The sequence below is a fragment of the Bacillus sp. FSL K6-4563 genome (genome assembly GCF_038630405.1).
Taxonomy (GTDB): domain Bacteria; phylum Bacillota; class Bacilli; order Bacillales; family Bacillaceae; genus Bacillus; species Bacillus pumilus.
This window is the reverse complement of the sequence record NZ_CP152030.1, coordinates 971,007-988,481: the sequence shown is the minus strand read 5'-3', so window position 1 is coordinate 988,481 and position 17,475 is coordinate 971,007. Positions and strand designations below refer to the sequence as shown.

14 protein-coding genes are annotated in these 17,475 nt (G+C 42.7%); 1 reads left to right on the top strand and 13 read right to left on the bottom strand.

What is annotated here, in order from left to right:
- Positions 1-102: 102 nt before the first annotated feature.
- From glpD to MHH54_RS04740, 11 genes are all read right to left on the bottom strand, one after another.
- Complete coding sequence (gene glpD, locus MHH54_RS04790; protein WP_342500747.1) at positions 103-1,764, bottom strand: glycerol-3-phosphate dehydrogenase; 1,662 nt, start codon at positions 1,762-1,764, stop codon at positions 103-105.
- A 139-nt stretch (positions 1,765-1,903) separates the two neighbouring features.
- On the bottom strand, positions 1,904-3,400 hold the full coding sequence (gene glpK, locus MHH54_RS04785; protein WP_003212099.1) for a glycerol kinase GlpK: 1,497 nt from the start codon (positions 3,398-3,400) through the stop codon (positions 1,904-1,906).
- A gap of 15 nt (positions 3,401-3,415) precedes the next feature.
- Positions 3,416-4,231, bottom strand: coding sequence for an MIP/aquaporin family protein (locus MHH54_RS04780; RefSeq protein ID WP_003211784.1), 816 nt, complete (start codon positions 4,229-4,231; stop codon positions 3,416-3,418).
- A 213-nt stretch (positions 4,232-4,444) separates the two neighbouring features.
- On the bottom strand, positions 4,445-5,002 hold the full coding sequence (locus MHH54_RS04775; RefSeq protein WP_003212480.1) for a glycerol-3-phosphate responsive antiterminator: 558 nt from the start codon (positions 5,000-5,002) through the stop codon (positions 4,445-4,447).
- 182 nt (positions 5,003-5,184) lie between these two features.
- Positions 5,185-6,525, bottom strand: a complete 1,341-nt coding sequence (locus MHH54_RS04770) for an aspartate aminotransferase family protein (protein ID WP_003211643.1) — start codon at positions 6,523-6,525, stop codon at positions 5,185-5,187.
- Positions 6,526-6,780: 255 nt separating this feature from the next.
- Complete coding sequence (locus MHH54_RS04765; RefSeq protein ID WP_106029894.1) at positions 6,781-8,373, bottom strand: PucR family transcriptional regulator; 1,593 nt, start codon at positions 8,371-8,373, stop codon at positions 6,781-6,783.
- 32 nt (positions 8,374-8,405) lie between these two features.
- Positions 8,406-9,323 (bottom strand): AEC family transporter, encoded by a 918-nt coding sequence (locus MHH54_RS04760; protein WP_342500746.1) that lies wholly within the window; start codon positions 9,321-9,323, stop codon positions 8,406-8,408.
- 88 nt (positions 9,324-9,411) lie between these two features.
- A complete protein-coding gene (locus MHH54_RS04755) occupies positions 9,412-9,828 on the bottom strand; it encodes a VOC family protein (RefSeq protein ID WP_050945474.1) in 417 nt (138 codons plus the stop codon).
- A gap of 125 nt (positions 9,829-9,953) precedes the next feature.
- Positions 9,954-11,492, bottom strand: coding sequence for a bifunctional GNAT family N-acetyltransferase/carbon-nitrogen hydrolase family protein (locus tag MHH54_RS04750; RefSeq protein WP_106032291.1), 1,539 nt, complete (start codon positions 11,490-11,492; stop codon positions 9,954-9,956).
- A 15-nt stretch (positions 11,493-11,507) separates the two neighbouring features.
- Positions 11,508-12,173 carry an HAD family hydrolase gene (locus MHH54_RS04745; protein ID WP_106029891.1) on the bottom strand — a complete coding sequence of 222 codons (666 nt, stop codon included), beginning with the start codon at positions 12,171-12,173 and terminating at the stop codon, positions 11,508-11,510.
- Between the two features lie 310 nt (positions 12,174-12,483).
- The gene (locus MHH54_RS04740) at positions 12,484-12,834 is read right to left on the bottom strand and encodes a DUF5365 family protein (RefSeq protein WP_106035888.1); all 351 of its coding nucleotides are present in this window, start codon (positions 12,832-12,834) and stop codon (positions 12,484-12,486) included.
- 109 nt (positions 12,835-12,943) lie between these two features.
- Here MHH54_RS04740 and MHH54_RS04735 point away from each other — a divergent pair, with 109 nt between their 5' ends.
- Positions 12,944-13,852, top strand: coding sequence for an RluA family pseudouridine synthase (locus MHH54_RS04735; RefSeq protein WP_106029889.1), 909 nt, complete (start codon positions 12,944-12,946; stop codon positions 13,850-13,852).
- Between the two features lie 36 nt (positions 13,853-13,888).
- Here MHH54_RS04735 and MHH54_RS04730 read toward each other — a convergent pair whose 3' ends face one another.
- Positions 13,889-14,455 (bottom strand): class D sortase, encoded by a 567-nt coding sequence (locus tag MHH54_RS04730; RefSeq protein ID WP_106032289.1) that lies wholly within the window; start codon positions 14,453-14,455, stop codon positions 13,889-13,891.
- Positions 14,456-14,503: 48 nt separating this feature from the next.
- Positions 14,504-17,407, bottom strand: coding sequence for a 5'-nucleotidase C-terminal domain-containing protein (locus MHH54_RS04725; RefSeq protein ID WP_342500745.1), 2,904 nt, complete (start codon positions 17,405-17,407; stop codon positions 14,504-14,506).
- Positions 17,408-17,475: the final 68 nt, after the last annotated feature.

Below are 17,475 nucleotides of genomic sequence, written 5' to 3'. Positions count from 1 at the left end.
CTGCTATTTTATATGGAATCAACCTTTATGTCATGCTATATCATTGGGAGATGAAGAAAATGCTGAACAAATAAAAAAGCCGATGCATGATCGGCTTTTCTTTTATTCAGCATCAAGCGGTACAACTGCTTCATGGAATAGTTGATCTAATTCTGTTTGATGCTTCTGTTTTACTGCTTCATCCCAGCCAAAACGCTCTGCCATATAATCAGCGACTGGCTGTGCATATTTTTTTGCCCAGTTGATATTAAATAGTAGGCTTCCTGTTCTTCTTAAGAAGAAATCGACAGGAGTAACAGCTAATTCTTCTTCGATTGCATAGACAAGCTCTGCGAGTACATACGCTGGAATGTTTCGTTTGTCTGCTTCACCTTGAAGCTGCTCTACACGCTTGAAGAGACTGCTGACGTTTGAGCCATATTTTTCGGCGAGTTTTTGAGCAATCGGTTCTGTTAAACCAACAGATGCTCCTTCTGCTGTTTTCGCTTGGACAAAGGCAGCCATATTTTTAGATCCGCCTACATGACCGCCTGAAATTGGCATATGCTTTGTTTTACATGGCCCGAAGTCTTTGCCTGTTTCTTCTTTTAGTCCATCACGTACAAGATTCACAATATGCTCAGCCATTTTGCGGTAGCCTGTTAATTTACCGCCAGCAATGGTGATTAAGCCTGAAGATGATGTCCATACTTCATCCTTACGAGAAATTTCTGAAGGGTCTTTGCCCTCTTCATGAATGAGTGGACGAAGACCAGCCCAGTTAGATTCAACATCTTTTTCTGTAATATTGAGATCAGGGAACATGTATTGAATCGCATTGATGACATAATCACGATCTGCTTTTGTCATACGCGGATGTTCCAGCTGCTTTTTGTACACTGTATCTGTTGTACCAACGTACGTTTTGCCTTCTCTTGGAATCGCAAAGACCATCCGTTTATCAGGTGTGTCAAAGTAGATCGCTTGTTTTAATGGGAAGACTGATTGGTCGAATACTAAGTGAATACCTTTTGTATGCTGTAAGTGCTTCCCTTCTTTTGAGTGATCCTTGTCTCTTAGTTGATCGACCCACGGACCTGTCGCATTGACGATTTTCTTCGCATATACATCGTATGTTTTCTGCGTCATGACATCTTCAATGACAACACCGACAACTTTGCCTTTATCATAAATAAATTCTTTTACTTTCGCATAGTTGACCGCTTCTGCTCCGAATTTCACAGCCTCTTTCATGACTTCGATTGTGAGGCGTGCATCGTCCGTACGGTATTCAACATAGTAGCCGCCGCCTTTTAAGCCGTCCTTTTTCACAAGCGGTTCTTTTGCAAGTGTTTCCTTCGCGCTCAGCATGCTTCTGCGTTCGTTATGCTTGACGCCAGCTAAAAAGTCATACACTCTAAGCCCAATGGATGTTGAAAACTTACCGAATGTCCCGCCTTTATGCATCGGAAGAAGCATCCATTCTGGTGTTGTTACATGAGGACCGTTTTCGTATACAATGGCACGCTCTTTACCGACCTCTGCGACCATTTTTACTTCAAATTGTTTTAAATAACGAAGTCCACCGTGCACTAGTTTCGTAGAGCGGCTAGATGTACCTGCTGCGAAATCCTGCATTTCTGCAAGACCGACGCGCATTCCGCGTGAAGCCGCATCAAGTGCTGTACCCGCGCCTGTAATACCCCCACCAATGATAAACACATCATATGGTTTTTTTGTCATTTCCTGCAGCATTTGTTCTCTTTCTAAGCTAGAAAAAGTCATCTCTTGTTCCTCCCATGTTGTACGGTAAAGAAAAAGAGACCGCAAACACCCAAAGCGTATTTCTACACTTCGGTGCCTGCGGTCTCTCCAGTTCTCCAACCGTTCTATTAACTTAATTGAAGTATATCATACTTTTGGTTTATTTGAAAGCTTGAGCTGCTTTTACAGCCTTTTTCCACCCGCTATATAACGAGTCACGGCTGCCTTCTTCCATCTTAGGTTCAAAGCGCTTGTCAAGGTTCCACTGTTTTGCAATGTCTGAACGGTCGTTCCAGAAGCCAACTGCTATTCCCGCAAGATAGGCCGCACCGAGTGCCGTCGTTTCATTAATTTCTGGACGCTCTACAGGCACATCCAGTAAATCACTTTGGAAGCCCATTAAGAAATCATTCTTTACAGCTCCGCCATCCACACGCAATGTTTTTAATGAAATATTTGAATCCTTTTCCATCGCATCTAACACATCTTTCGTTTGATAAGCAAGTGATTCTAACGTTGCACGGACAAAGTGCTCTTTAGAAGTACCGCGTGTTAACCCGAATACAGCGCCTCTGACATCACTATCCCAGTATGGTGTGCCTAGACCAACGAATGCCGGAACGACGTATACGCCATCTGTTGACTCAACGCGCTCTGCATAAGCTTCGCTGTCTTTCGAGTCTTTAAACATTCTGAGTCCATCACGCAGCCATTGAATCGCTGAGCCAGCAACGAAAATACTTCCTTCTAAAGCATATTCAACTTTGCCGTCAATGCCCCATGCAATCGTCGTTAATAAACCATGATCCGACTTAATGGCTTTTTCCCCTGTATTCATCAACATGAAACATCCTGTACCATATGTGTTCTTCGCCATTCCTTCTTCAAAGCAAGCCTGACCAAATAAAGCAGCCTGCTGATCTCCCGCCGCTCCTGCAATCGGAATATTTCTGCCGAAGAAGTGATAGTCAGTTGTTTCACCATAAATGTGTGAAGATGGTTTCACCTCTGGAAGCATAGAAGCCGGTACGCCAAGGATATCAAGTAATTCTTCATCCCATTTCAGATCGTAAATGTTGAACATTAATGTTCTTGACGCATTGGAGTAATCTGTGACGTGTGATTTACCGCCTGTCATCTTCCAAATAAGCCAAGTATCGATTGTGCCAAACAGTAAGTCGCCATTTTCTGCTTTCTCACGGGCACCCTCAACATTGTCTAAGATCCATTTTACCTTTGTACCTGAGAAATAAGCATCAATAAGAAGACCTGTTTTATTTCTAAACGTTTCATTGTGTCCTTGTTCTTTTAACTCTTCACAAATGCCAGATGTTTGTCTTGACTGCCAAACAATTGCATTGTAAATAGGTGCGCCTGTATGTTTATCCCAAACAACCGCTGTCTCACGTTGGTTCGTAATTCCGATACCAGCGATTTGGTCTGCTTCAATTCCTGATTCAATTAAAGCAGTTGAAATGACAGATAGAACAGAGCTCCAAATTTCATTTGCATTGTGTTCTACCCAGCCTGGGTTCGGAAAATATTGATTAAATTCCTTCTGAGTTGTATGTGCAATTTTGCCTTCTTGATCAAATAAGATCGCTCTTGTGCTTGTTGTCCCTTGATCTAGTGCAAGAATATATTTTTCTTTTGTCATGATGTTTTCCTCCCCTTACATACTTTCATTTACAGCATTTGTTTGGTTTTTCGTAGTGATATAGAGTCCTAACAATACCACAACTAAAATAACGCTTACAATCCAAAAGGCTGGAGTGACGTTCGCTTTAAAGGCTGCATTGTAGAAAACACCGCCAAATGCGCCGCCTAAAATTGGACCAACGACTGGCACCCAAGCATACTTCCAGTTCGATGGGCCTTTCCCTGGAATCGGCAAGATCGCATGTGCGATTCTCGGACCTAAATCACGTGCAGGGTTAATTGCATAACCAGTTGTTCCACCTAAAGAAAGACCAATTGCAACAATTAAGAAACCAACAATCAGCGGATTGACTCCGTCTGCAAATTTATTTGCACCAATCGCTAAAATTCCTAGAACCAATACAAATGTACCGATGACTTCACTAAGTACGTTTGCAAAAGTATGCGGAATCGCAGGACCAGTTGAGAATACGCCTAGCTTTGCACCTGGATCATCTGTTGCTTTCCAGTGCGGTAAGTAATGTAAAAAGACAATAGTAGCCCCTATTAATGCGCCAAGCATTTGACCAACAATATACATTGGAACATCAGCCCAAGGAAAACTTCCTTCTAGCGCAAGCCCAATTGTGAGTGCAGGGTTTAAATGAGCTCCACTAATTCCACCAGTTGCATATGCTGCAATGGCTACTGCAAATCCCCACCCGAAAGCGATTACAATCCAGCCGGATTGATATGCGAGTGATTTCTTTAAATTAACTGCCGCACACACACCGCCTCCAAAAATAATGAGCAGCATTGTACCTACGACTTCTCCCCAAAATGGTGTCATGAAAAATTCCTCCTCTGGTTCAGTTGCCATCCCCTATGAATGTGTAGAAAAGATAAAGAAAAAGATCCACAACAAACATACTTTACATCAGGGTCATTTGTCACCTAGTAAAGCGTTGTTGTGGATCTCCGTTTCTCCATCACATGATATTAACTTAGTGCTATAGTATCAGAGGATGAAAACGTTGTCAATAAATATTCACATTTTATCTTTTCACTTTTGGAACGCTTTCCAAAGGGTGGTATTTGAGGTCGTCACTGCTGTAGCCCCTGCTTCAAGCGCTCTTTCTACATCTTCTTTTGTACGGATAAATCCGCCTGCAAAAATCGGGATCCCAGTTCGCTCGCGCACTTCTGTAATTAAATCTGGCACGACGCCCGGCAATACTTCAATAAAATCTGGACGATGTTTCCCGACGAACTCCATGCTTTTTTCCATGGCACTCGTATCAAGTAAAAACATTCGCTGAATGGCATATACCTTTTTTTGCTTGGCTTTTACTATGACAGAAGACCTAGTAGAAATAATTCCTGCTGGCTTCATTTCCTGACAAATAAATTCCGTTCCATACTCATCATGTTTAATCCCGTGAATGAGATCGACATGGACAAACATTTTTTTGTGATGAGCATTTGCCTCATTCATGATGCCCTTAAGCCGGCCTAAGTGAACATCAAGTAAAACACCATATGTAAATGGACTTTTTAAAAATTCCTCAAATTGCTTCATATTGCGTACAGCAGGTAAAATGGGTTGATCATGAAAACTCATAAGCCGTCTCCTTCAAAAGTGTATTGAATCAGTCTTCTCCTAACAGTAATTGAAACTCTTCTATTTTTCAATACACCTAGTGTGCCCAATACCGATTTCATCTCACATCATCTTCATAGAACTAGCTCAAAATGATGAAAAGCAAACTTTTATTCCATAAAAAAAGCAGAGAAGTCTCTCTGCTATAGCTGTGCCATGCTTTCTTTTAAGGTATTGATGATAAATGAGGCGTCATCATCTGTTATATTAAGCGGCGGTGCAAGCTGGGCAACGTTATTATAGCCGGCCACTGTATCCCCATTTTTCCCGATGATCAGTCCGCGTTTTTTACATTCAGCAATCAATTGACCGACGACATGTGGCTCAGCTGGTTTTTTGGATTGTTGATCCTGAACAAGCTCAATGCCAAACAGCAAGCCTTTTCCTCTGACATCTCCGACAAATGGGTGTTCTTTTAACTCTTGCAAACGTTCAAGCATATCCCGGCCGAGCGCATCGGACCGTTCCACTAGTTGCTCGTTTTCCATAATCTCTAGGTTGGCAAGTGCCACCGCACAGGAAGCAGGGTGACCGCCAAATGTATTCACATGACGCAGCCTGTCATACGTATCTTCTCCTGCATAGGCTTCATAGATTTCTCGTTTCACGCACGTTGCAGAAAGCGGTAAATAACCGCTTGTGATCCCTTTTGCCATGGTGATAATATCCGGCTTTACTTCCTCATGCATAAAACCAAACCGCTTCCCTGTCCGGCCAAATCCGCAGATGACTTCATCTACAATGAGAAGCGCTCCATGGGCTTCACAGATGTCTTTGACCTTCTTCAAATACCCTTTTGGCGGCATTAGGATACCTCCGCCCGTAATGATCGGCTCCATAATGACCCCAGCTATCGTCTCACTTAGTTCCCACGTCATGGCCTGATCTATTGCCATAGCACTTGCCAGATTCTCTTGATCCTCAGGATGACGATACACATCAGGCGGTGCGACATGAATAAAGCCCTGACCTAATGGTTCATATTTATATTTACGCTGCGCTTGACCGGTTGCGGCAAGAGCCGCTGCTGTATTGCCGTGATACGACCGGTACCGGGAGATAAACTTTGTCCTAGTACTTTCTCCTTTTTGCGTATGATATTGTTTGGCCATTTTAAATGCAGCTTCATTGGCTTCAGAGCCGCTGTTAGAAAAGAAGATAACATAGTCCCCGCCAAGCCACTCATTTAGCTTTTCAGCCAGCTGAATCGCCGGTACGTGGCTTTGTGTAAGCGGATAGTAAGGCATTGTCTTTAATTGCTTATACGCCGCTTCTGCAAGCTCTTTCCGGCCATATCCGGCATTTACACACCAAAGGCCTGACATCCCGTCTAAATAACGATTTCCATGAATATCTGTCACCCATGCGCCTTCTGCCTCGTGAATGACCATACTTTCATTTTCCTTGTTTGTTCCTTTCATATGATGCCAGATCAACTGATCATCTTTTGCCTGAAGATTTTGAGCCTGCTCATGTATTTTCATCTTCCCGCCCCCATGTATCCGTTTTCATCATTAAAGAAGCTTAGACCAATTCAGCAGCACATTGCCTCTCCATTCATTATATGGATGAAACGTGAGGCATATGAAACTGGAACCAGGCCGCCCGTAAGAGAGAACCAATCGTTACTTTCATTATAAAAAAGGGGTCAGGCCGATTACATTAGACAGATCGTCAACTGATTGAACACCAGCATAAGACACTTTTCTTGATGCCTTGGCAAAATGGAGCACACTCTGCTAACGTCGATTTCCTTGCAGGAATTCATAGGCAAGAATCGCAAATTCAAGCGCCTGTCGTTTCGGCGCCTGCATCATATCCTCACCGAGCAAGGCATGCAGTTTATCCAGTCTATGATAGAGGGTTTGCCTAACAATATAGAGCTGGCTTGCGGTTTCTTTTTTAGAACCGTTTGTCTGTAAAAAGATATTTAGCGTTTGATAGAGTCTTCCGCTATTTTGATTATCGTATACAATCACGGGCTCTAAATACTCTTTCACCATACATTCAAGCAGACCGCTTTCCTTCATCATAGGCATGAGACGGAGCATATGTAGATCTTGATAAAATGGACTTTCCACCCGATGAGGCATCACTTTTTTTAAATGCAGCACTTCTTTGGCTGCTTGAAAGCTTTTTCTCATGTGCTGAAATTTTTCACAATATTGCCCGATACCAAAATTGATCTCGGCCCCTCGGGGCTGCTCCCGGTCATACAATTGTTTGATGTCGTTTGCAGCCTTTCCTGCACGCTCTTTCCAGTCCTCTTTCTTTCTCGTGTTTAATAAAATAAACAAGGTTTGTTCTTGATGCTCATATGCAATCAGATGGAAACCAGCACGCTGAAAAATGGAGCGGCAAGAGACAAGAAAGTAAAGATTCCCTGTGATTTTTTCAATTTGATGATGTTTTTGAAAGAGCAAGACTACGCAGCCAGTTGGCTTTTTCACCCCTTCTGTTTCTTCTAGGTGCTCTATGATCTCTTGTTCTGTATGCTCTTCTTGAAACCATTTTTGCAGCCATTCATTTTCTTTTGTCTTCTTCAGCTCTTCTGTATAAAGCTCTCTTAATGTTTGCTGGGCTAGAGCATTCGCTCCTTTATCCATTACAAGCAGTTCGAATTCAGAGAGCGTGTCCGCTTGATGAATGAGCACAAGATCTGCAAATGTTTGTTTGAGCGCAAGCACTTGTTTTTGTGTCACTTCGTATCCTTTTGGCACGGAAGCAAACTGCAAATAATTCATGACCAGTTCTTCGGTTTGTTTGGAAGAATCACATAAAATAATCGGCTCGCCCTGAATAGGGAGGAGTAAAAGTATCCCCCTTACGTGCTGATACACTTGATCCAAAATATCCATTTGCGGATGCGGGGTCAGCAAAAGCTCATTTAGCTTTGATGACAGTGCTTCTAAATCAGCCATCATTTGATACTGACGCTCGATCATCATCGTATGAAGATGCTGCGTGATGTTGACGAACTTCACTTCTTTTGTAAACAGAATAAGCGGAAAATCTCTTTCTTCTGCATAGGTCAGTAATTCTTCCGGCACTTCGAATCTTAGCGGAACAAATTCAATACACAAGCCGGCCGCCCCTGAATCAATCAGCTGTCGTAAAAACGCTTGAAACACATCCAGTTGGTCATGGAAGCCTGCGGCTGTTGTTAATATAAGCTCGCCTCCATTTAATAAATCCTCTACATCAGGCACTTCTAACACATGTATCCATTTGACCTGCCGAAACAATCCTTTTTCCCCTGCTAACACTTTTGCATGCGCAAAATGCTTCGTTTTCAACACGTCACTCACTTGGAAATGAACATCTACATTCATTCATATGTCCCCCTTTGTATGCCGCCTATCCCCTATCCCAGAGGGTGCATGGATAAAATCCATAATAAAACTGGTAATGTCACGATACTTAAGATTGTACTGAGAAATGTCGTGCTTGAGACAAACTCAGGCTTCGTTCGAAATTGTACAGCCATCAGCGTGGTATTTGCTGCTGTCGGCATGGCTGCCACTAAGATCATGATTTGTTTCACCATATCATCTACCGGTAAAATAAGCGTAAAGCCAAATGCAATGAGTGGGGAGATAAACAGCTTCAGCAATACAGCATAAGAAATATTGCGATAATCCACTTGCTTAAAAGAAATCACAGCAAGCTGCATACCTAAAATAAGCATAATCGTCGGAATGGCAGCATTCCCCACAAGCTGAATACCCGTCATCAGCTCTTTAGGTAATGAAAGGTCAATCAGCTGAAATAATAGACCGATGAGTGCCCCATAAGCAACTGGCATACGCAGCACTTTTTTCAAGACGACCTTTCCATCTCCCGCATCCTCTCCGCCCTTTGCTGCATAATACATGCCGATTGTACTCATGACAAGCTGCTGCAGCACCATCAACACAATCGCAATATCCAAACCTCCGGCTCCGAAGACAAGAAGCACAACAGGCGTGCCATAGTTTCCATTGTTCATAAAAGCTGACGACAGAATCATGGCGCAATACGTTTCATTCGAATACCCATAAATACGAGATAAAATAAAGACACATAAAATAAGTGCAAGACAAAGCCCGACAACAAAAATGGATAAATACACATAGTCCATCGACACTTTGTTTTGATAAAAGGTTTCAAACGCAAGAAATGGTGACATTAAATATAAAGACATTGATGAGAGCGTATGTATGTCAAAACCAATCGCCTTCTGCCCGATATACCCGATCAGGAATATGCCGAACACTGGCAGTAAGACAAGTAAAAACTCCATGCTGCACCTACTTTTCTCTAGTTGAATTCCAGATTCCTTCTGCTACCTCATTATCATACCATTGATAAACAATAAAAAAGAAGCACCCTTATGAAAGGCCGCTTCTTTCCTCATCCATATAAAACACTTCCCACAAATGACCATCAAGATCCTGAAAGCTCCATCCATACATGAACTCATGATCCTGCTTTTCCTTAAACGGTGAACCCCCTGCTGCCATTGCCTGCTCGACAAGCTCATCGACCTCTTCTCGTGAATGAACGCGCATAGAGATAATCACCTCTGATGCTTTTTTTGCATCCACTAATTGTTTCTCTGAAATGGACTGAAAATGCCTAAGAGATAACAGCATGACGGTGATCGTGTCATCAATGACCAAACAGGCCGCCTGATCATTCGTGAACTGCTGCTCAAATTCAAAGCCCAGCTGCTCAAAAAAAGCGATAGATTCCTTCACATGATTTACCGGCAAATTGATATACAGATGTTTAGATTGTCTCCCCATGTTCCTCTCCTTTTTGAACACATAATCTCCTTTCAGTATATTCAGCTTTTTCTTCAGCATCCCTTTGGCAATTGAAAAAAATATGTTATCAAAAAGAAGCGCCTCAACAATAGGCGCTTCCTTCATTATTTCTTATATTCAATATGGTACACGTCTCTTCTTCGGTCTTTCAGCTGACGTACGGTCCCATCTTGCCTTTGTCTTCTTAAAATTTCTAAATCGACATCCCCAACGACAACCATCTCAATGTTTGGATTACACTCTCCTACAATCCCATCTCTTGCAAATTCAAAGTCTGATGGGGCAAATATAGCCGATTGTGCATATTGAACATCCATATTTTCGGTTTGCGGAAGGTTGCCAACTGTTCCAGAGATGACGGTATAAATCTGGTTTTCAACCGCTCTCGCCTGTGCACAGTAACGTACTCTTAAATAGCCTTGGCGGTCTTCTGTACAGAACGGAGTGAAAATAATTTTCGCTCCTTTGTCAGCTGCAATCCGTGCAAGCTCAGGAAATTCAATATCGTAGCAAATTTGGATCGCAATTTTGCCGCAATCCGTATCAAATACCCGGACCTGGTCACCAGCTGAAATCCCCCACCATTTTCTTTCATTCGGCGTGATGTGAAGCTTATATTGCTTTTCAATCGTTCCATCACGTCTAAATAAATAGGCGATATTGTAGATTTTCCCTTCTTCTTCTACAAAGTGGGAACCGCCGATGATATTAATGTTATATTTCACAGAAAGGTCTGTGAACAAATTAATGTAGTCCTCGGTATATTCCGTGATCCGCTGCACGGCAAGACTAGGTGACCGCTCTTCTAAATAAGACATGAGCTGCGTCGTGAAAATTTCTGGGAATACCGCAAAGTCAGCTGATGCATCTGATGCAACATCCACATAATACTCGACCTGATTCATAAATTCTTCAAAGGAGTGAATTTGTTTCATCGCATATTGAATCACACAAATTCGAACAGGGAACGCCGATTTAAAATATCTTTTCGATTGCGGGCGATAATCGACATTGTTCCATTCCATTAACGTCGCATATGTGCTGGATGCTTTATCATCAGGCAAGTAATTGGGATTGATCCGCATGAGACTAAATTCATTTAACAGCTGAAAAGATAAAACGGGATCATAGATTTGGTGAAGCATCACCTGCTCCACATACTGGCGAGGCGTCATTTCCTCTTGGTATTTATGATAGTTCGGAATGCGCCCGCCAATGATGATGCTTTTTAAATTTAATCTTCTTGCCAAGTCTTTTCTTGCTTCATACAAACGATGTCCAATTTTCATTCGTCGGTATTCAGGACTCACCATGACTTCGATTCCGTACATATTCATCCCATCCGGATTGTGGTTTGTGATGTACCCATCATCTGTAATGTCCTGCCATGTGTGGCGATCATCGTATTCATCAAAGTTAATTAATAAACTTGAACAAGAGCCAATGATTTCTCCCTCGAATTCAGCACAAAACTGCCCTTCTGGGAAATGCTCAAGGTGGCTTTCAAGATGCTCTCGTTTCCAAGGATCCATGCCTGGAAAGCATACCTCTTGCAAGGCAATGATTCGGTCAATATCCTCTTCCCGGATATTACGGATCTCCATTCTTTTTTCAAACCGCGTTAAGTCTAGTTTTTCTGCCATGATGTATTTGCCCCCTTACTGATCCTCTTTTTCAAGCTGATGGAATAGCTGGAGCAATTCGATTTCAGCCATGGATTCTAATCTGACATCATATTCTTCAAATTGCAGCGTGCTCGTCACTTTGTTTGGGACGATGACACATTTCATACCTGCCCGTTTGGCAGCTACTGATCCATTTACAGAATCCTCAAATGCCACACAATCTTTTGGCTCTACCCCTAAGCAGCGTGCGGTTTGCAAATAGAGCTCTGGATTTGGTTTCACTTCTTCCACATCATCTGACGTGCGGATACATTCAAAATAGTCGAAAAGACCAATCTGCTTCAGGTGATCAGACACCCATTTATAGTCTGAGCTGGAAGCAAGTCCAATCTTGATCCCGAGCTCCTTTGCTGCATCTAAATAAGCTTCTACGCCAGGTCTTGCTGATTCGTCCTTCATTCTTTGTTGAAAACGAGAACGCCGATCTGCTGTGAGTGTCTCATGATCCAGCGTCTTCCCTAGCTGTTTTTCCAAATATTCAAATGGCTTAAAGCCTGCCTGCGTGCCAATGACCTTGCCCCATACAGAAAGAGGCAGATCTGACTCATGCTCCGCAAACATTTCTTGTAAAACCTCATATTCATGTGTTTCTGTATCTAAAATTAATCCGTCGAAATCAAATATAATCGCCTTTACCAACGAGGCCACTCCTTTTTTTTACAAAAGTCTTAAACATATACCCAATGCTATCATATCGTGAATAAAATTGACTTTCAAAGATGAATGTCTGCTAAAATGATTATGTATAAAAGGAGCCTGCATCGTTTTGTCAGGCTCCTATCCGTGTTCGGTTCATTCTGCAAGAGATCCAAGCGCTCCGATTCGTGGAGAAATAAGCGATGTTGAAAAAGAGCGGGTTTGGTATTACAGATCTTAAAGGTTTCTCCGTTCCCTTAAAAATAGTATGTGCGAGCGCCTTGTAAGTTAACAAGGAAGTTCACACCATCTTTTACGCATTTTGAAGGTGACGGCTGGCAAAATCGTCTAGATCAAAAGGAAAAGAAAAGCCGCAGGCGTTGACCTGCTCACGGTTTCGCTCGAATAGCTCACGATCTCGTTTGGTGAGATGACGTTTCGGTTTTACAATAATGGTATGTAATAGCTGAAGTCCCGATAAAATACGAAAAGCATCATCCATCGTTCCGTTATATACGCCATCAATAAAGGAAAGGGAGCGATCTTTTTGACGCATATCCCGCTGTTGTCCATTGACAGCATGAGAAAGAAGATCTTCAACATCCTTTGATATTTCTTCAATTGCCTGCTCTTGCAGGTCTGTAGCAGCTTTCATTAATCTCACGTGACATCTACCTCTCTGTCGTTATTTCTCCATTCAGAATAGCACAGAAAAAAAGGCATTCGCCAAGGTAAGTGTTTCCTATATATACCCATAGAGAGGAACGGATATCATGATCATAAAAGGACACACGCTCTCGCTAAAAGTAGACGAGCAATATCATCACACTTCACTCAGTCATTTTTTAAAGACAGCCGTATCTGCATCAAAACCGATTATTCATTTTTGGATGGAGCATCAAAAAGTTCGTTTAAATCAAAAGCCTGCCCATCACGCAGCTAAAGTCAGTCAAGGCGATCAGATCATCATTGATTTATTTGAAACAGAAGAAAGTGATGTGACACCGGAATATGGTGAATTAGAGGTACTCTTTGAAGACGAGCATTTATTAATTGTGCAAAAACCTGCCGGCCGGCCAACTCATCCGAATGAACAAGGACAAACAGGCACACTGGCAAATCTTGTGGCATTCCATTTTCAAGCAAATGGTGAAGAAAAGCGGGTAAGACATATCCACAGGCTTGATCAAGACACGAGCGGCACCGTCATTTTTGCAAAGCATAGATTAGCCCATGCGGCTCTTGATCAAATGCTTTCTAAAAAAACAATCAAACGCACATACATCGCCATCGCAGAGGGACTTTTCAAAAAAAAGAAAGGCACCATCGATGCAGCGATCGGCCGTGACAAACACCACGCAGTCAGACGAAGAATCTCCCCTACTGGGCAAAAAGCTGTGACTTATTTTCAAGTCATGGACATGAATAAACGTCTGCAACTGACAGCCGTTAAACTTCAATTAGAAACGGGTAGAACGCATCAAATTCGTGTCCACCTGAGCAGTCTCGGGCATCCACTAGCTGGGGATACATTATATGACGGAGTTCGTGATTACATCAATAGGTGTGCTCTTCACGCCAAGCAAGTAGACATGAAACATCCTTTTACAGGTGAGCATCTGATCATCGAAGCACCTCTACCACCTGATATGGACCAGCTCATGAGTCAAATCATCCATTAACAAAAGAGCCTGCGTATGAAAGCAGGCTCTTTTTCTTTATTCAGACACTCTTTTTGCATAAATAATATACCGCTCTGGCGCATTGCCGACGAAATGAAAAGGATAGCATGTGGTTAATATCAGCTCTTCCTTTTCATTCTGCAACGTAATGATGGATGTATCATGCTGATCAACAATTTTCGTATGTGTGATTTCATATATAAATTCACCATACGGCACAGTGATTTTCAGTTGATCTCCAATATCCAGTTCGCCTGTCCGGCGAAACACCGTGTCACGATGGCCAGAAAGGACGATTTGTCCATTTTGATCCGGATAATAACTGTCTTTGTAGTGTCCTACTCCCTTTGCAAGGTCATCCGCATCCGTCCCTTCGACAATGGGAAGGTCTGCTTTTAATTTTGGAATCGTCAGGATGCCAGAGGCTCTCCCCATTTCAGGAGCAAACTGCTTCTTGGACATCCCTTGATCGTCCGCCACGACCTTCTTCGCTTCGTCTAATGATTGGGCTGTTTGAAGATGAGTCGATGCGATTTGCCATATCCCCCAGCCGAGCAGCACAACCCCGGCTGTCATTACAGTCAGTGCAAGCCACTTTTTCATGCTTAAACTCCTTTGCCTGTTACATTTCTCTTAGATGATACGCTCTCTTTAGCTTGCTGCTTTTTCCTCTTGTTTTTCTTTTTGAATTCGTCCCTCTTTTTGATACACAATGGAAGCTCCCTCAAAGCTTTTCACAAAATCGACAGTGGCTTCTAAGTCTTCTGGGCCTGTTTCAGGGTTTTGCCCAAGCCTGCCTATTGGTGCATATTTACTGCCAGTTGCTGTTGCCATGAAGTTATTCACAGTGAGTGTATACGCTTGATCGAGAGCTACGGCTGAACCGTCTGGCAGCTTCAAGTCGACTACTTTATATGTTACAGGATCATAGGAATATGAAAAGCCTGAAATGCTATAATCTGGTCCAAATTGTGGAGAAATTTGTGCTTCTATGATCTCTACTAAGTCTTTTCCCTTGATCTCTAGTTTGACTAAAACGTTGCCAAATGGCTGAATATTAAAGAGATCTCCCCACGTTATCGGCCCTTTTTCAAGGTTTTGTCTAATGCCGCCTCCATTCATCATGGCAAAGTCACTTTTCATTGAATATCTCATACCATCCGCAATCAAATTACCGAGCGGCGTGTCTCCATCATTTGAATAGCCGCCTTCCATTTTGACCCCGGCTTCTCCAACAACCTCACTAATAATCGGCTCCACTTCTTTCCCGTAATGAGCCAAGATGTCTGCTGCTTCCTTGTCCTTTTCTATACCAGCTTGATCTACATACTGGATATTCGCACTCTTTTTGACGATATCCTTCGTTTTACGGTCAAGTGTCACATTGACTTCGCCAATCGCCTTTCCATATTCAAAGGCTTGCACAATTAATTTTCCATTGACCTCTCCATTGACCACTTCATGATTATGCCCTGCAAAGATGACGTCAATTTCATCATCACCTTCTTTGGCAAGCTTTGCACTCTCCCCAGTGATCGTATCCCCATTTTGAGAGGCTGTCATATGAGCTAAAACCGCTATGGCTTTAACTCCTTTTTGTTTTAATTCCTTCGTGGCTTCATTCACGGCTTTGACTTCATCTGTAAACTGAATGTCTTTAATCCCTTCTGGCATGACCATTCCTGCGGCTGACTTGGTCACAACGCCGATAAATGCGACTGGGATTCCTTCGACATCGATGATTTCATAAGCCGGTAAAAGCGGTTTGCCAGTATCCTTGTATTCACAGTTCGCACAAACGAGCGGAAAGTTCTGTCCGTCATACCCCTTTGTGCCTTTAGGATGATCTCCGCCATTTAAAATACGCAATAGCTCGTCTACCCCTTCATCGAATTCATGGTTGCCGACCGTGCCGACATCAAAGCCAATGTTCTCCATAAGCTCAACGGTTGGTTCATCTTGCAGAAGAGAAGATATTGGAGAGCTCCCGCCAATCATATCTCCAGCATGGACCGTGATCGTATTTTTGTGCGCTGCTTGTTTTTGCTTCATATAGGCCGCGACATAATCCATCCGCCCGTACATGCCTTTATTGCCATCATCTTTTACATCCAGTTCGTATTCTTGATCAATTTTACCGTGTAAATCATTCATACTTAAAATCGTTAATGGTACTTCGCCCGCATCCTTTTCCGGCTGATAACCAGCCTGTTCTGCTTCTTCTTTGGAAGCAAAAAAGACCCGTTTATCCACATCGATTTCTTTCCATTTGTCAGGGGACACGTAGGTTTTGACAGATGAATCACCAACATAGCGTGTCAGTCCTTTTTTCTGTTCACGTGCTCTAAATTCAAATGGCTGTTCCAGCAGAGGGTCTGCTTCGTTCCATATGCCCAGTCCTTTTTCCTTTGCTTCTTTTACTGCTTTTTGAAACGTATGATAGTCCTTTTCATCTCCAACTGGCCAGATGAAATAAGTAGGGGCATATCCTTTTTTCACAAGCTCTAGATTTGTATTTAACCCTTTTTTGGTTTTTACTTGAGCTAAAAGACGTCCATAGTTATCTTTCGCTTCAGGACCAATCTTTAATGTGACTTGGTCACCGCTCGAAAGTAGTGTTTTTAAATAGTCAGTCGCTTGCTGTCCAAAACGCAATTGGTTTTTGTCTAATTCGCTTTTTGGCTGATGATACGTTTCCGGCGTGTCCATATTCACAAAACGCACCTTTGTTGTACCTAAAACGGGCTTCTTTAGATGTATCGTATCTCCATCCACCACACGGTCAACCGTTGCTTTGTATTCTTTCTTCATCTTTGGCGGCTTTGGCTGGCGTTTCAGCAGGTTCATATCATCCTTATGTCTTGGAAGCACCTGCAACGTATCATATCTGCTTAACACCCCTGTAAACTCGTACCATTTTCCTGTCTTTACTTTATCAATCGCATTCGTATCGACCATCACTCTCAGAGTGGTGCTGTGATATTTTTTATCGATGATCACCACATTGTATCCACCGCCAGCCGGCTGCGCTGGTTTTGCCTCTACATAGCCTTTGACCTTTACTAGTCTTCCTTCATGTTTACCTGCTTGTTCCGTTTCTAGCTGCTTCACAGACACTCGCTTCGCCTTTGGCAAGGTTTGGTTCACAGCATCTATCTTCAGACTGCCTTGATCTGGCACAATTTCAATCAGTCCTTTATAAGACGTGGTTTTACCAGTCACTGTCACCTTCATCCCTGCTTTTAGTTCCGGGAAGTGATTGGGCTGAGCTGAATAAACATTGATTCCAGCTGATTTGTCTTGAATGTATGTGGACAGTTTCCCATTGCCTAAAGCTGATTGATCTGCTGTCACAATTCCGCTCACTGTCACGGTCTCTCCTATGAGCTGACGGGCTTTTTTGATCTGCACAATCTTTTTTTGTTTCCACACCATTTCTTTCTTTTCAGATGCATTGACCTCGCTCCCTGCGGACATACCAGGCAATAAGGATTGCAAACTAAAGATCACCAAAACCAAACAACAAATCATTCGAATAGACAGCATTCGTTTCATTAGACCTCTCCCCTTTGTGCTTCATCTCTCATAGTGTACAAAGTAAATATTGATGTTGAATGGATTTC

Coding starts and splice junctions, on each gene's coding strand:
- glpD (WP_342500747.1), bottom strand. CDS start 1,764: ATGACTTTTTCTAGCTTAGAAAGAGAACAAATGCTGCAGGAAATGACA.
- MHH54_RS04775 (WP_003212480.1), bottom strand. CDS start 5,002: ATGAGTTTTCATGATCAACCCATTTTACCTGCTGTACGCAATATGAAG.
- MHH54_RS04765 (WP_106029894.1), bottom strand. CDS start 8,373: ATGAATGTAGATGTTCATTTCCAAGTGAGTGACGTGTTGAAAACGAAG.
- MHH54_RS04780 (WP_003211784.1), bottom strand. CDS start 4,231: ATGACACCATTTTGGGGAGAAGTCGTAGGTACAATGCTGCTCATTATT.
- MHH54_RS04725 (WP_342500745.1), bottom strand. CDS start 17,407: ATGAAACGAATGCTGTCTATTCGAATGATTTGTTGTTTGGTTTTGGTG.
- glpK (WP_003212099.1), bottom strand. CDS start 3,400: ATGACAAAAGAAAAATATATTCTTGCACTAGATCAAGGGACAACAAGC.
- MHH54_RS04770 (WP_003211643.1), bottom strand. CDS start 6,525: ATGAAAATACATGAGCAGGCTCAAAATCTTCAGGCAAAAGATGATCAG.
- MHH54_RS04735 (WP_106029889.1), top strand. CDS start 12,944: ATGATCATAAAAGGACACACGCTCTCGCTAAAAGTAGACGAGCAATAT.
- MHH54_RS04730 (WP_106032289.1), bottom strand. CDS start 14,455: ATGAAAAAGTGGCTTGCACTGACTGTAATGACAGCCGGGGTTGTGCTG.
- MHH54_RS04760 (WP_342500746.1), bottom strand. CDS start 9,323: ATGGAGTTTTTACTTGTCTTACTGCCAGTGTTCGGCATATTCCTGATC.
- MHH54_RS04755 (WP_050945474.1), bottom strand. CDS start 9,828: ATGGGGAGACAATCTAAACATCTGTATATCAATTTGCCGGTAAATCAT.
- MHH54_RS04750 (WP_106032291.1), bottom strand. CDS start 11,492: ATGGCAGAAAAACTAGACTTAACGCGGTTTGAAAAAAGAATGGAGATC.